This is a genomic window from Methanococcus vannielii SB (genome assembly GCF_000017165.1).
GTDB classification, from domain to species: Archaea; AGJL01; Methanococci; order Methanococcales; family Methanococcaceae; genus Methanococcus; species Methanococcus vannielii.
In genome coordinates, this window is record NC_009634.1 from 1,564,646 (window position 1) to 1,578,629 (window position 13,984).

Below are 13,984 nucleotides of genomic sequence, written 5' to 3' on the forward strand. Positions count from 1 at the left end.
TGCATGTTAACATTATTATCATTTATAGGGATATTATGATTGTTGTAGGGATAGATCACGGTACATCGGGAATTACATCATGTATAATGGAAAATGGGCTGATAAAATCAATTTTTAAGATTCGAAGAACTGAATTTGAAAAGCTATCTTTTTTAGATGAGTTGAAAAAACATATAAATCTGTCAGAAATCGATTTAATAGGAGTTTGTTATTCAATGGGGGATGGAATTAATAAAATTACAGATATTTCAAGGGTTAAAAATAGGGGAGTACGTAATCTTGAAGGAATCGGGAAAAAAATTGGTGGCGGAACCAAAGTTTATGATGAAATAAAAGAATCTAAAATTCCTGCAGTGGTAATTCCTGGACTTCATAAAGGAATAGATTGCATGGATAAACGATTTAACGCACTTTTTTCACATACTGCATCTCCTGAAAAGATTTCAATATGTTATAATGCATATAAAACGTTTAATCTTGAAAATTTTATACTTTCAGACATTTCTTCAAACACCGTAACTCTTTTGATACGAAACGGGAAAATATTCGGTGGATTTGATGCATGTATTGGGGCAGTTGGAATTTTACACGGTCCAATAGACTTAGAATTAATCAAAAAAATTGATTTAAGGGAAATTACTGCAAACGAAGCATTTTCAAAAGCAGGGGCCGTAAAAATCACTGATTCATATAAAGGCGTTGAAGACACAAAATCAGAAATTATTGAAAAGTATGAAAAAGATGAAAAGTGTAAACTTGCAGTTGATTCTCTTGTTTTAAGCGTTTCAATGGAAATAAATTCTTTAATGTTTTTAAATCCTGAAAATAATGTAGTTATTGCCGGTTCTGTTGGAGTATGTAAAAATCCAGATATTTCTAAAATGATAAAAGAAAATACTAATGGCAATTTCTTTGTTTTAGATGGCGAAAGTGGAGCAATAGGTAGTGCAATGATTGCAAATGATATACTTTATGGAAAAAAGGATATTTTGGGGATTTCTGTAGATTTCAATATTGAATAATACAAAAACAAATCAAAATTAAATCAAAATTAAATCAAAAAATTTAAGTCATATTATTTCCATATTAGGTTACGAGTATGTAATTAAAAAATATTATAATAACTAAAGCTAAAAAAATGATTAGTATGGAAGTAGTTAATATATTAAGTAGGGTAGAAAAATTTATAGCAATAGTCATAATTGTTGTTTCGTTTATACTGTTTATTTTATCCATTTATACTCTAACCTTAGATGTATTATACTCAGAATTAACTGGGGAATATATTTACGTTTTTTTCAGTCAATTTTTACAAAATGTCCTTCTTTTTATAATTGGACTTGAACTTGCGCTTACGTTGACAAAACACAGCTTCAGTAATATTATCGAACTCTTATTATTTGCACTTGTTAGAAAAATATTAATTTCAACAGAGCCGTCTAGGGATATAGCACTTATAATTTTTAGCATAATCGCATTAATCGCTGTCAAACAGTTTATAACGCGAGAAAAAATGAGTGAAGATCTTTAAGAATTATATTTACTACCCTTAATGTTTTTATGGGCCATAATTTTTAATAATAATGCTATGTTAATTTTCAAAACCCAAAACTGTTATAAAACCAAAACTGTTATATATGGCTTTACGATATAGACTATCTGCCAACTCTTTTAATACCATGATGATATGAGTGGGCGCCATCCGGATAAAAAAATTCTTTTAAGTAATGAAGGAGGTCATAATATGGCTATATATGTTAAATTTGATATACCACAAGAGCTTGAAGAGAAAACTGCTGAAGTAGTGGCTAACGCTGAAAAAATTAAAAAAGGCGCAAACGAAGTTACAAAAGCAGTTGAAAAAGGAATTGCAAAATTAGTTGTAGTTGCAAAAGATGTACAACCTGAAGAAATCGTTGCACACATTCCTGTAATCTGTGAAGAAAAAGGAATTGCATACTCATACTGTTCAACAAAAGAAGCTTTAGGAAAAGCAGCAGGTTTAGAAGTACCTACATCAGCTATTGCAGTTGTTGCTGAAGGCAGCGCTGAACAATTAAAAGACTTAGTTGAAAAATTAAACGGTTTAAAAGCATAATTTAGCAGCTAATTATTTAGTTAAAATCAGGTGATTTAAATGGCTGATGATATGGTATACCAGGAAGCAGTAGCTGCTGAAGTTATCCAAGTTTCAGGAAGAACAGGAGTTACTGGAGAAATTTTCCAGGTAAGATGTAAAATCTTAGGTGGAAAAGACACAGGAAGAATTTTAACAAGAAACGTTAAAGGTCCTGTTAAAGTAGGAGATCTCATAATGTTGAGAGAAACCGAAAGAGAAGCAAAACAACTCGGTAAGAGAAGAAAATAATCTTTCCCGCTAGGTGATTAAAAATGGAATGGAAAACATGCAGTTTTTGTGAAGGCAAAATTGAACCTGGATGCGGAAAAAAATACGTTAAAAAAGACGGTTCAGTAATGCAATTCTGCTCATCAAAGTGTGAAAAGAACTTCAAACTTGGAAGAGTTGGAAGAAAATTAAAATGGACAAACATGTTCAAAAGAATGAACAAGGGCCAATAATCCCTTATTATCTTTTTTAGAATTACCTTTATAAAACATTCGTACTCTTTTAATAGTTTATCTTAAGCTTAATTTAATTTAATAGCTTTTAAAACTAGTAGCTACTCTAGTATCAGATGCCCAATTTAATCCCTGTAATGTCTTAAATTGGTATATGCATTAATTTATTAATTCATTTATTTGATTATTTATATATTTAAGGCTTTTTTGGTGATTTACGGATTTTCTGACCGCAAATATCCAAAAATATATAAATTAAATCGATAAACACTATATTGGAATTTTTTGCAGTCGCCATATAAAAACAAAACATGGAGTGGAGTATTAATGACATATATTCAAGAAATTTTGGAAACCGTAAAACGGAAAAATCCTGGAGAGTTGGAGTTCCACCAAGCAGTACAGGAAGTACTTGAATCGCTAGAGCCCGTAATTGAAAAACACCCCGAATATAAAAAGGCAAAAATATTGGAAAGAATAGTTGAGCCTGAAAGGGCAATTACATTTAGGGTTGCATGGATGGATGATAAAGGGGAAGTTCAGGTAAACCGAGGTTACAGGGTTCAATTTAACAGTGCAATTGGCCCTTATAAAGGAGGTTTAAGATTCCACCCTTCCGTTAACTTCGGAGTTTTGAAGTTCTTGGCATTTGAACAGATATTTAAAAATTCACTTACTACTCTACCGATTGGCGGTGGAAAAGGCGGTTCTGACTTTGACCCTAAGGGAAAGTCAGATGCTGAAATTATGAGGTTTTGCCAATCATTCATGACTGAATTGTCTAAATATATCGGGCCAGATACGGATGTACCTGCAGGAGATATTGGAGTGGGTGCAAGAGAAATTGGCTATTTATTTGGCCAGTACAAAAGACTTAAAAATGAATATACTGGAGTTTTAACTGGAAAAGGACTTAAATGGGGCGGCTCATTAATAAGGCCAGAAGCTACTGGTTACGGGTGCGTTTATTTTGCACAAGAAATGCTTGCAACAAGGTATGAAACATTTGAAGGAAAAATTTGTGTAGTTTCAGGTTCAGGAAACGTTGCACAGTATACCGTTGAAAAATTAAATGAACTAGGTGCTAAAGTAGTTACTTTATCTGATTCAAACGGTTATATCTACGACCCTGAAGGGATAGGGCCTGAAAAATTAGAATTTGTCAAAGAATTGAAAAACGTTAGAAGAGGAAGAATATCAGAATATGCTGAAAAATACGGTGTAGGGTACTTTGAAGGTCAGAAACCTTGGAATGTAAAATGTGATTGTGCATTCCCATCCGCTACCCAAAATGAACTAGGTTCTGAAGACGCACAAGCATTAGTCAATAATGGTTGCATGCTTGTATCTGAAGGGGCAAACATGCCTACCGTTCCAGAGGGCGTTGACATATTCTTAAACGCAAAAATACTATATGGGCCAGGAAAAGCTGCAAATGCGGGGGGAGTTGCAACTTCCGCATTGGAAATGTCGCAAAATTCAATGAGGCTTTCATGGACAAGAGAAGAAGTTGACGAAAAATTAAAGCAAATAATGAAATCAATACACAAATCAGCTTATGAAGCATCTAAAGAATACGGGCACCCTGGAAACTATGTTTTAGGTGCAAATATTGCAGGATTTAAAAAAGTAGCAGATGCAATGATTGAACAAGGGCTAATTTAATAAAATTATACTTAATTAATTTTTAATAAACTTTAATACTTTTTAATAATTTTTAGTTTTAAAATATATTTTTAATAGCCGTTACTTTAGTAATTTAAACTATCCTTTCCAAATGTACAAATAGTAAAAACTCCAACTTCCAGCGTAAGTTTCCAAAAATTCAATATTTAATATTAAATCATATCCGGGCTTTTCAGAAATTAATTCTGAAGATTTAATTGAATTTACTGAATTATTTGATGATATTGTTAATTTTTCGTCATTTAATAGTTTTTCTCGATATATTTCAAAACCTTCTTCACCAATTACCGTTAGGGATACATCCATATATCTAGAATCAGTGTAGTTTATGGCTTTAAGGATTTTTGAGGTTCCATTTAATTCGATAATATCTCCTTTTTTATAGAACTTATGAAGAGCATCCCACATAAAATTTAATTGAACACCATTTACTACTTTTTTTATCGTCTAAAATTCTCCACGATGAAAGGGTTATATTTTCAGATAGATGACTATCCAAACTTGTGTAATCTACCGTGTAAGACGTTGAATTATCAAAATAATTTTTTGAACTACCTAAAGTTAGCGGATTATTTTTTACAATATAAAAGCTTTTAAAATAGCGGTTATCTGGCGTATCAAGTTCGCTTCTAAGTAAATACCATCCGGGAGTAATATTCTTAGAATCAGGTTCAATTACATCGATATATTCTAAAATATATCCTAATGTAGTAATAATTAAAAAAACTACCAAAATTAGATTTAATTTCAAGATACTCGCCCCCTTTTTTTTATATTTTATTTGAAAGGGAACAGTATTTATAAATTATAGAAAAAATTTAAAAAAAATTAATTATTCTATATTTATTACATATGTTTTTTTAGATATTGATGAGTCAATTCCTTCAAAAGGGCGATAATAGTCAAATTTAATTGTAACAATACCCTTTTCAAGAGTTTCAAAAGTCCACGTATGGATTCCACCACTTCCTACTATTTCTTTATTATCGTTTTGAACGTATGTATCCGTTAATATATTTATATTACTCCAATCTTCTACCTCATAACTCCAAGAATATCCTGTTGAAGGATTTTCTTCAAGAGTTATCGTTATATTTTCCCCTAATTTAACTTTTTTTTCAACTACTTCGCTATCTATTACTGACTCTTGATAAATGGGTTCATAAGGTCTAGGGTAGTATGGATAATCGTATTTTGGTAAATTAATCGTATTTACAGTTTTCCAAGTTTTTTGGTCAATTACATGTATTTCATAATTTGAAAACGTGTAAAGGTAATCATTTATGTATATCGCCCTTAAAACACCGTAATCCTTATGTACTTCATCTTTTAGCATTTTAATTCCATTTTCAGTAACTTCTAAGACAAATGCATGGTTTCCAGCGGGCAGTACAAGTACCTCTTTTTCAGAATCCCAAAGGAATGCATGATGATTATATAATGCTTCTGACCAGTACTCGTTTAAAGAATACTTTGAAATTTCTTTTGGACTACTAACATCTTTAACGTCAAATAATGAAACTTTTAGTCTATTTTGTTCGTCTTTTCCAATACCTATTATTTTATTATTTCCAATTGGGTGTAAGTACGTTGAATATCCTGGAATTTTTAGTTCCCCTAGGACTTTCGGATTTTTAGGGTCTTTTAAATCAATAACAAAGAATGGGTCTATTTCACGGAATGTTACAAGATATGCAGTATCCCCCATGAATCTTGCACTGTATATTCGTTCCCCTTCTTCAAGACCAGTTAATTTTCCAGTAATTTTCATGTCTTTGTCTAATACATATATGTTATTTGTTTGAAAATCTCTAAATCTCCAGCTGTTTCCAATTGTTGTTGCAACCCTTAAATTTCCATTGTATTCGTCCATTGAAAAGCTGTTTAAAAGAGTCCCAGGCACTTTTCCACTTGTTACTTTAAATGTATCAAGTTCTATTTTTGCAATTCCCGTACCTTCAAGGTCTTCTAAATTTTCTTTTAAGAATGACTCATAATCAGCTTCAATTTTATTCATTAGATTATTTCTTTCTTCAGAAGAAATTGTCTTTAAGTATTTTTCAAGTATTTCCGTTATTTGGACGTATTTTGCTTCATCCCCAAAGTCTTCGTTACTTTCTATTCTATTTAACTTATTTGTAATGTCCTTTGGGAAATATCTATTTCCATTTTCTGAGATAAATCGAAGCATTAATTTATTTTCATCGTAGTTTAGGGAATATGCAAAGTATATGTTTTCCCCTGAAACGTAGACTGTAGTACTATATGAACCAACTAGTGCAACAGTATCTTTAATGCTTCCATTTTCAGCATTTATTGAAGATATTATATATGTTGATTCAAAATTTGGTCGCATTATACTTGGAATCCTTGGAATATAGACGTCTTTATAGTCAAGCCTAATATTGTTCCATATAATTGGCCCATTAAAACTGTATTCTTGAACTATTAAATATAAATTTCCGTCAATTAATCTTGAATCAACATATGATCCGTCTAACTCTCTTGACCACTTTAATTCTGGTGAGTTAGGGTTAGAAATATTATAGCTAGTTATCTTGTCGTAATCGATTATTAAAAGGGTATCGTCCATAAGGTATAGGTTTCCCCCTTTTGAAATATTTCCAATGATTTTTGAAGTTTCTCCCGGTAACGCATCGATTAAATAGGTATTTGTTTGCCAGTTGGAACTTATCCATATTGGGGTTTGTGTTGAATAAAATATAAGTTTTCCATTGGTTTTTACAATATCTGCTTCATCAACGCCCAGTACTTGAACATTTGTTTCAGAATATCTAACGCTACCATCTAAAGATATTCTACTTTCCATAGATGATTTGGTTACTGCTAAATCATTAACTCCGTAACTTCTGCCGTAATGACTTGAGCTTGAAGCCTTTGCTAAAAACATGTTAAAATTTTCTTCTGAGCCTACTGGAATCAGTTCAAAATCTCCATTAAAATCGAAGTTTAAACTCATTTCCTTTTGATTGAGGCTTAGAAAAGCACCTGACGCTACCAGCAGTATGCCGATAACTAACATGATACCCTTATTCATTGAAAATCACCAAAATAATTTTTCTATAAAATTAGTTTGTTAAGGGTACCTTAAAATAGTTTTTAAATTGTTCGGTGAATCTAAAACGTATGGATAATAAAAAAATGAAAAAATTAAATTTTCTTTACTTTAACGTTTAAAATCAAGTGGTACATAATAAGAAGGCTTAGCAATATAAGTCCTGTTCCAATTACTAAATTTAAATCATGATAGCTATTTAAATAAATGCTATCAATTGATCTATATGTGGAAGCACTTTCAAAAACTGCCGTATCTAACGATGTAGTTTTTAAAACTCCCCTGTAACTTTCAATTTTCTTGAATTCAAGAAACATTATACTGTATATTCCACTTAAAAATACTAATACGGACAATGGGAACATCACTATCATTTTTTCAATGTCTTTATGGACTAAATACTTTCCTTTATCTGTTAATCCGTAGTATACCCATTTTCTACCGTCTTCATTTTTTATTACGAGTTCCCCGTCTACAAGTATTGATAAATGTTCATGAACTGTTGATTTGGATAAATTTAATGTCTTAGATAGTTCTGTTACAGTATGGTTTTTACCGCCTAGCGTTTTTAAGATGGATATCCTTGAACGTGAGGATAATGCTTTTAAAAATTTTTTATTCAGCTCTAAACTTTTCATAGTGGCACACTTTAAATATATAATTTGTCAAAAGAATAAGGAATATATAAAGTTATTCGTCTTCATCAAGGTTCCTATTTTTCTTTTTCCACCTTTTATATATTAGGTATACAACAACCAAAACTAACGCAAATAATCCAAATATCATGTAGTTTGGCCCTTCTGATACGAATTGACTGTTTTTTGGATCCAATTCAAAATTTTGTATAATTACATACTCATTCCTATAATCATCAAAATATGTTAGTTTTGCAGTCAAATTTACCTTCGAATCTCCAAATACATATAATTCATAAATTCCAGAGTCAGAATCGTCTTCATCTAAATCTCCAAGATATCTTATGTAATTATCGTTTAATTCAGTTACTCCGTCTATTTCTAAAACAGAATGTCTTAATTTCGAGGTTCCACGATTTGCTATTGCAACAGTAACTTCTTGACCTCCTGAAATTCTTTTTATGCCATCTAAATACATGAATGGTTGAGTATCAAATACAGTAGTCTTTACTTTTAAATTTATTGGAATATCTGAATTATACTCTAAACCGTCTTCTCCAATCCATGAAATTTCCGCATTTAAGGAATATATTCCATCGGGAGTATTTGGAATTACGTATGCATCAACATTTATTGACTTTTGAGTTTTTGCCCTTAAAGATTCAAGGTAAAACGTTGTAGGCCCAACTACTCCAAGACTATCTGAACCTTTTAAATTTACAGTTAGATATTTTGCAGTACCCGTACCTTGATTTTTAAAAATTATGTCTAAATTTTCTGATTCCGATGGATTTATTGGATTATTGCTATTTAAATCAATTTCGAACTTTGCAATTCCATATATTGGAAGATAAAACACTTTGGTTATTTCCTTTGTTTTTTCTTTTAAATCCCCCTTTGATTCATATTCAGTTGCGATTACTTTAACATCTATTCTGTAATCGTTAGATTGTGCATCTTCTTTTACATAAAGTTTAAAGTATACTATATCTGATTCACCTTCATTAAGGTGGGAAATTTCAGCAGTACCTATTTTTGGATTTACCTGCTTTAATTCAAATGGATAATGCGGATTTATTTCTACCCGGATGTCTTTTAATTGTTTATCATAATCATCATTAGTAATTTTTATCCAGATATTTACATAATCTCCAGGATGTATTATCTGCGGATTTGTATCCCCAAGTTTTGCATTGTCTATTGCATACTGCGGATTATCGATAGCCAGTGCAAAAGAATTTGTAATTATTGTAATTAGTAGCAATAGTAGCCCTGACTTAACTAACATTTTCATATTATCACTTTTTTTATTTTTGGAACAAATTTAAAGAATTAATTTATAGAAAATTAATAAATTATAACTTTAATCACATGGTCTCACCAACCAATATATATTTGGATTTATTCATGCTTTTTACAGAAATTTTGGTATTTTTTAAGTAGTTCCGGCATTTCAATTTCTAAAAATTCGTACATTTTATCCATTTCACCAATTCTATTTGACAATTCCGGAGTTTTGTTTTCAAGTAACGCCTTACCTTCCTTTAAAATTATACGTAAATTGGAAACTGTATCAAACTGCGTTAATAATAGAGTTTCAAAACATTTTTCCTCGATATAGTAATAACGCTCCCTTTGCCCTGGAAAATTCATCTGCTTTACAAGTTTGGCTCGTGTAAGGAGAGTAATCATGTTACTCACGGAACTTTTAGATATATTGAGCCTTTCAACTAACTGCTTTGAGTTTTGGTACGGGGGGTCACATATTAAAAGATACGCAAGAATTCGACCTGCAATCCGTGGAACTGAACCATTTGATTCAAAAAAGTTCCCAAACTGCTCGATAAATGCATCTTCTTCTTTCAAATATCTTTTTACCATTTTTGCACCAATTTTTGGGTATTTTCGTTTTTAAATTCTTCGGTACCCACCACTTCCCCATTTTCAATTTTTTCAATCCTTAAAATTTCCCCGTCTTTCATTCTAATGATTTTTGTAGCGTATTTTATCATGTATTCGTCATGTGTAACCATTATTATTGTCATTCCATCTTTATGGAGTTTTTTTAATATTTCCATGACCTGTTTTCCGCTTTTACTATCAAGATTTCCAGTAGGTTCGTCTGCAAAGAGAATTTTTGGGTTATTTGATAGTGACCTTGCAATTGCGACTCTTTGTTGCTGTCCGCCTGAAAGTTGAGAGGGCCTATAATCTTCTCTTTCAGTTAAATCTACCATTTTTAATAGCTCTTTAGCCCTTTTTCTACGTTTTAATTCATTTTTACCATCAAGAACCATCGGTAATTCCACATTACCAAGTGCTGTCAGCGTATTTATCAGGTGAAATTGCTGGAATATAAAACCACTAATTTTTCTACGGTAAACTGCTCTTTCACTTTCATTCATCTTCGTAGTTTTTTTGTCTTTAATAAAAATATCTCCTTTTGTTGGAACGTCTAAAAGGCCCAATATGTTCATGAATGTGGATTTACCGCAACCACTCGGCCCCATTATCATTACAAATTCTCCTTCTTCTATTTTTAAATTTATACCTTTTAAAACGGTAGATTTGGCCTCACCGGTTCCGTAAATTTTTATTATTTTTTTAGTTTCAATTAAGGCCATTTATTCACCCCTTAAAGTATCAACTGGATTTAATTTAGCTCCACTTCTTGCAGGGAAGTATCCACTTAATATTCCTACAACAAATGAGAATATTAATACACCAAATATTAATTCTGGAGAAATCCATGCTCTAATAAGCCCATATCCTGCAATCTTTGCAAAATATTCTATTGCTTTTGCAATTAAAATTCCAAAAACCGTTCCTATAATTCCACCAAATAATCCTAAAAATCCAGCTTCTATAACAAATATTGAAAGAATTGTATTATTTTCAGCACCAAGAGCTTTTAAAATTCCAATATCTTTTCTTCGTTCTAAAATACTCATATGCATGGTATTTGATATTCCAACTGCACCAACTAATAATGAAATTCCAGCAACGCCTACTAAAAATAGTGTTAAAACTGAGAATATACTGTTAATTGATTCTGCAAGCTGTTCTGAAGTTAAAACTGAAAAGTTTTCATCTCCTCGTGACTTTTCAATTTCTTTTTTAATATCTTCTGAAATTTTTATTACATCAGTATTTGGCCTTACAAGTGCAGCCATAAAATTATATTCTTTATTTACTTCAAAAAGTTCTTCTCCAGCTTCATAAGGGATTACTACTGCATTATCGTCGTTAGGGTTACCAACTTGTGCTAAAATTCCGACCACTTTATATTTTCTATCGCCTATTTCAATTCGATCCCCAATTCTGATTTCTCGATTAAAAGCGGTTTTTGAAAGGCTGTAACCTATTACACAGGAATATTTATCATTATCATTCATCCACCTACCGCTTTCAAGACCGTAACCATACGCACCAGTATAAAATTCTTGATATGTTGAAGGTTTTGTAGCAAACACGTAAGAATATGACTCTTGATCTCGATATTTAACAATTGAAGCTCCTGACCAACCATATAATACACTTTCAATACCCCTTACTTTTTCTACGGCCTTTAAATCCCTTTCATTAAAGTTTTTGGCTGATGACATACTACCAAAGTCTTTTGAAGGAAGAATCGTGATTACATTTGCACCGGCAGTTGAAATTTCTTCAGTAATATAATTTTGAACGCCGTAACCAAGAGATATTAAACTTACAATTGCTAAAATCCCGATAACAATTCCAACTATTGTTAAAAGACTTTGTGTCTTTTTTTGGGTTATATTTTTACCTGCAAACGAAATAATATCTTTTAGATTCATTAATTTCACCAGAAAGTGCAGATTTCCTGTACTCTTTATATTATTTTTATAAGGCATGCCTTTTATTTTACATAATTTAGTATTTACTAAACTAGCTGAACTAATAGTATAAATATATTTCTAACATTTTAAAGCCATTTATAAACTATTAAAACGTTAAATAACGTTTAAAAATTAAAAAAGCGGGTTAATAAATAAATAAATAAATAAATTAGTATTCTTCACATTGTTTTTCAAAGTATGCTGTTGGGTGCCCGCATGATGGACATTCTACAGGTGCATCAGTACCAACTGCCCTATATCCACACTTTCTACATCCCCAAAAAATTTCTTCATGTTTTTTAAACATTGTTCCTTTTTCCAACTGCTCTATTAATTTTAAATATCTCTCTTCATGGTGTTTTTCAGCAGCAGCAATTGCTTTTAACCTTTTTGAAATATCTAAAAATCCTTCTTTTTCAGCTATATCTGCAAATTCCGGGTACATTTCAGTGTATTCGTGATTTTCACCACTAGCTGCGGATTTTAAATTTTCAAGTGTGTTTCCAAGTACTGTTGGAACCTCTGCACCATCAATTATTAAGTCAGCTTCATAATTTTCATTCTTTTTTAATTGAGTAATTAGTCTAAAAAGCCACTTTGCATGTTCCCTTTCTTGTTCTGCAGTTATTGTAAATACTTCGGATATTTTTTCATACCCTTCCTTTTGTGCAATTTTTGCATATATTGTATATCTATTTCTTGCTTGACTCTCCCCAATAAATGCCTTTGCTAAATTTTCTAGAGTTTTTTTCAAAAACCATCACCTCTTATACGCATTACCAAATATGATTTTACCCATATTTATTGATTATCAATTAAATCTTTTTAGGGGCAATTGTGCTATCCTTTTTAATATCATTGAATTTTAATTTTTGTTAATTTTCTGTTTAATATATGTTTAGTTAAATAATTTAAAAATTAAATAATTGACAAAATACCCTTAATAATTTCAGTATTTGCAATTTCAATGCTTGATGACATTGCAAGCTCTTTAAACTTATCTTTTAAAGACGGTTCAATTAAAATTGCTTCTCTTAATAACTCTTGAATTTCTAAAACGTTTGATGAATCAACTTTTTTTGAAAGTAAATAAACGTAAGAAATGGCTTCAACAGGTTTTTTATCATTTCTTAATTCTTCAGCGATATTTAATAAACCTTGTTCAAGTAAATTTAAACTGGAATTATTTTTCGATAATTTTCGACTCAAAGCATCTCCGTCAATAACTTCAGTTTGCAATAATTCTTTTTTAGGGCTTTTTTCGAAGTTTTCGAGTCTTTTTTTAGACACAAATGAGTCGCTATCTATAAAGTCTATTTTTCTGACTTTTATACTTTTTTTTGAAATTTCAGACGTTAAATCTTCTGAATTTTGTAGTTTTTCCACTTTAATCATCATTTTTTTAAGTTTTAAATCAATTCCCCTTACAAAATGGCTAAAAATACTTTGATTGAATTTTTTAATGATTTCTTCAGCCTTTCCAGAAATTTTATATTCTGAATTAACAAACTCTGAAATTTTAATTTTTCCAGAATTTATTTCGTTTAAAAATCGATATAGTATGGATATTTTTTCGTCTTCGTCTAGGGGAAGCGCATTTGAATGAACTTTTGAATTTAATAAACTATCATACCACTTTTCAAAATCCCTTTCAGCATTACATAACCTAAAAATAACCATGTCTAAAACTTCATTTTTTTTACAATAATTTAAAAAATCAGATAGAGATTTTGAATAATTCTCATATGACGCGTTAGATACTTCATCAGAATATATTTTAAATGTTCTATACGCTTTTTCAATTTCTTCACGAATAAATACTGGATTTTCAAAAAATTCAATTCCTTTTTGAGATAATTTTATATTGTATCCTTTAACTTCAGGATTTTTGCCCTTCAAAATCAATTTTTTTTCAAAAAGAGAATCAATATTTCGATAAAGTTCGCCCCCCTCTAAATTAAATTCCGTTTTAAACACTTCTAACGATAAAAAAGCGTCGGAATCCCGACTATTTATTTTATAAAGATGTTTTAAGATGTTTTTTTCAATTTCTTCATCATTATTTCTTTCAGACATTCGATGCACCTTAGTAAAACAGTCTAACCGTATTAAAATAAAAAGAGGATACTAAATCAAATATGCCTTCA

General features: G+C 30.7%; 16 protein-coding genes. 6 read left to right on the plus strand and 10 right to left on the minus strand.

What is annotated here, in order from left to right; translation table 11 throughout:
• Positions 1 to 35 precede the first annotated feature (35 nt).
• From MEVAN_RS07965 to gdhA, 6 genes are all read left to right on the plus strand, one after another.
• Entirely contained in the window at positions 36 to 1,022 is a 987-nt protein-coding gene (locus MEVAN_RS07965; RefSeq protein WP_012066357.1) for a methanogenesis marker 12 protein, read from the plus strand.
• A 125-nt stretch (positions 1,023 to 1,147) separates the two neighbouring features.
• Entirely contained in the window at positions 1,148 to 1,531 is a 384-nt protein-coding gene (locus MEVAN_RS07970) for a hypothetical protein (protein WP_048059182.1), read from the plus strand.
• Positions 1,532 to 1,744: 213 nt separating this feature from the next.
• Positions 1,745 to 2,098, plus strand: coding sequence for a 50S ribosomal protein L7Ae (gene rpl7ae, locus MEVAN_RS07975; protein ID WP_048059183.1), 354 nt, complete (start codon positions 1,745 to 1,747; stop codon positions 2,096 to 2,098).
• Between the two features lie 39 nt (positions 2,099 to 2,137).
• A complete protein-coding gene (locus MEVAN_RS07980) occupies positions 2,138 to 2,368 on the plus strand; it encodes a 30S ribosomal protein S28e (protein WP_012066360.1) in 231 nt (76 codons plus the stop codon).
• A 23-nt stretch (positions 2,369 to 2,391) separates the two neighbouring features.
• Positions 2,392 to 2,580, plus strand: a complete 189-nt coding sequence (locus MEVAN_RS07985; protein ID WP_012066361.1) for a 50S ribosomal protein L24e — start codon at positions 2,392 to 2,394, stop codon at positions 2,578 to 2,580.
• Between the two features lie 327 nt (positions 2,581 to 2,907).
• Positions 2,908 to 4,245 (plus strand): NADP-specific glutamate dehydrogenase, encoded by a 1,338-nt coding sequence (gene gdhA, locus MEVAN_RS07990; protein WP_012066362.1) that lies wholly within the window; start codon positions 2,908 to 2,910, stop codon positions 4,243 to 4,245.
• A gap of 99 nt (positions 4,246 to 4,344) precedes the next feature.
• Here gdhA and MEVAN_RS07995 read toward each other — a convergent pair whose 3' ends face one another.
• The 10 genes from MEVAN_RS07995 to MEVAN_RS08040 form a co-directional block, all read right to left on the minus strand.
• Complete coding sequence (locus tag MEVAN_RS07995; protein ID WP_012066363.1) at positions 4,345 to 4,674, minus strand: hypothetical protein; 330 nt, start codon at positions 4,672 to 4,674, stop codon at positions 4,345 to 4,347.
• Positions 4,655 to 5,017, minus strand: coding sequence for a hypothetical protein (locus tag MEVAN_RS08000; protein ID WP_012066364.1), 363 nt, complete (start codon positions 5,015 to 5,017; stop codon positions 4,655 to 4,657). The genes MEVAN_RS07995 and MEVAN_RS08000 overlap by 20 nt, the downstream gene beginning before the upstream one ends.
• Positions 5,018 to 5,098: 81 nt before the next feature.
• Entirely contained in the window at positions 5,099 to 7,324 is a 2,226-nt protein-coding gene (locus tag MEVAN_RS08005) for a beta-propeller domain-containing protein (RefSeq protein WP_012066365.1), read from the minus strand.
• A 113-nt stretch (positions 7,325 to 7,437) separates the two neighbouring features.
• Entirely contained in the window at positions 7,438 to 7,980 is a 543-nt protein-coding gene (locus MEVAN_RS08010; RefSeq protein WP_012066366.1) for a winged helix-turn-helix domain-containing protein, read from the minus strand.
• A 52-nt stretch (positions 7,981 to 8,032) separates the two neighbouring features.
• Positions 8,033 to 9,271 (minus strand): COG1361 S-layer family protein, encoded by a 1,239-nt coding sequence (locus MEVAN_RS08015; RefSeq protein WP_012066367.1) that lies wholly within the window; start codon positions 9,269 to 9,271, stop codon positions 8,033 to 8,035.
• 107 nt (positions 9,272 to 9,378) lie between these two features.
• The gene (locus MEVAN_RS08020) at positions 9,379 to 9,858 is read right to left on the minus strand and encodes a GbsR/MarR family transcriptional regulator (protein WP_012066368.1); all 480 of its coding nucleotides are present in this window, start codon (positions 9,856 to 9,858) and stop codon (positions 9,379 to 9,381) included.
• Positions 9,852 to 10,601: an ABC transporter ATP-binding protein gene (locus MEVAN_RS08025; protein WP_012066369.1), complete on the minus strand. Its 750-nt coding sequence runs from the start codon at positions 10,599 to 10,601 to the stop codon at positions 9,852 to 9,854. Before MEVAN_RS08025 ends, MEVAN_RS08020 begins: the two co-directional genes overlap by 7 nt.
• Positions 10,602 to 11,795 (minus strand): ABC transporter permease, encoded by a 1,194-nt coding sequence (locus tag MEVAN_RS08030; RefSeq protein WP_012066370.1) that lies wholly within the window; start codon positions 11,793 to 11,795, stop codon positions 10,602 to 10,604.
• Positions 11,796 to 12,006: 211 nt separating this feature from the next.
• Positions 12,007 to 12,591, minus strand: coding sequence for a rubrerythrin (gene rbr / locus MEVAN_RS08035; protein WP_012066371.1), 585 nt, complete (start codon positions 12,589 to 12,591; stop codon positions 12,007 to 12,009).
• 164 nt (positions 12,592 to 12,755) lie between these two features.
• On the minus strand, positions 12,756 to 13,913 hold the full coding sequence (locus tag MEVAN_RS08040; protein WP_012066372.1) for a hypothetical protein: 1,158 nt from the start codon (positions 13,911 to 13,913) through the stop codon (positions 12,756 to 12,758).
• Between the last annotated feature and the right edge of the window lie 71 nt (positions 13,914 to 13,984).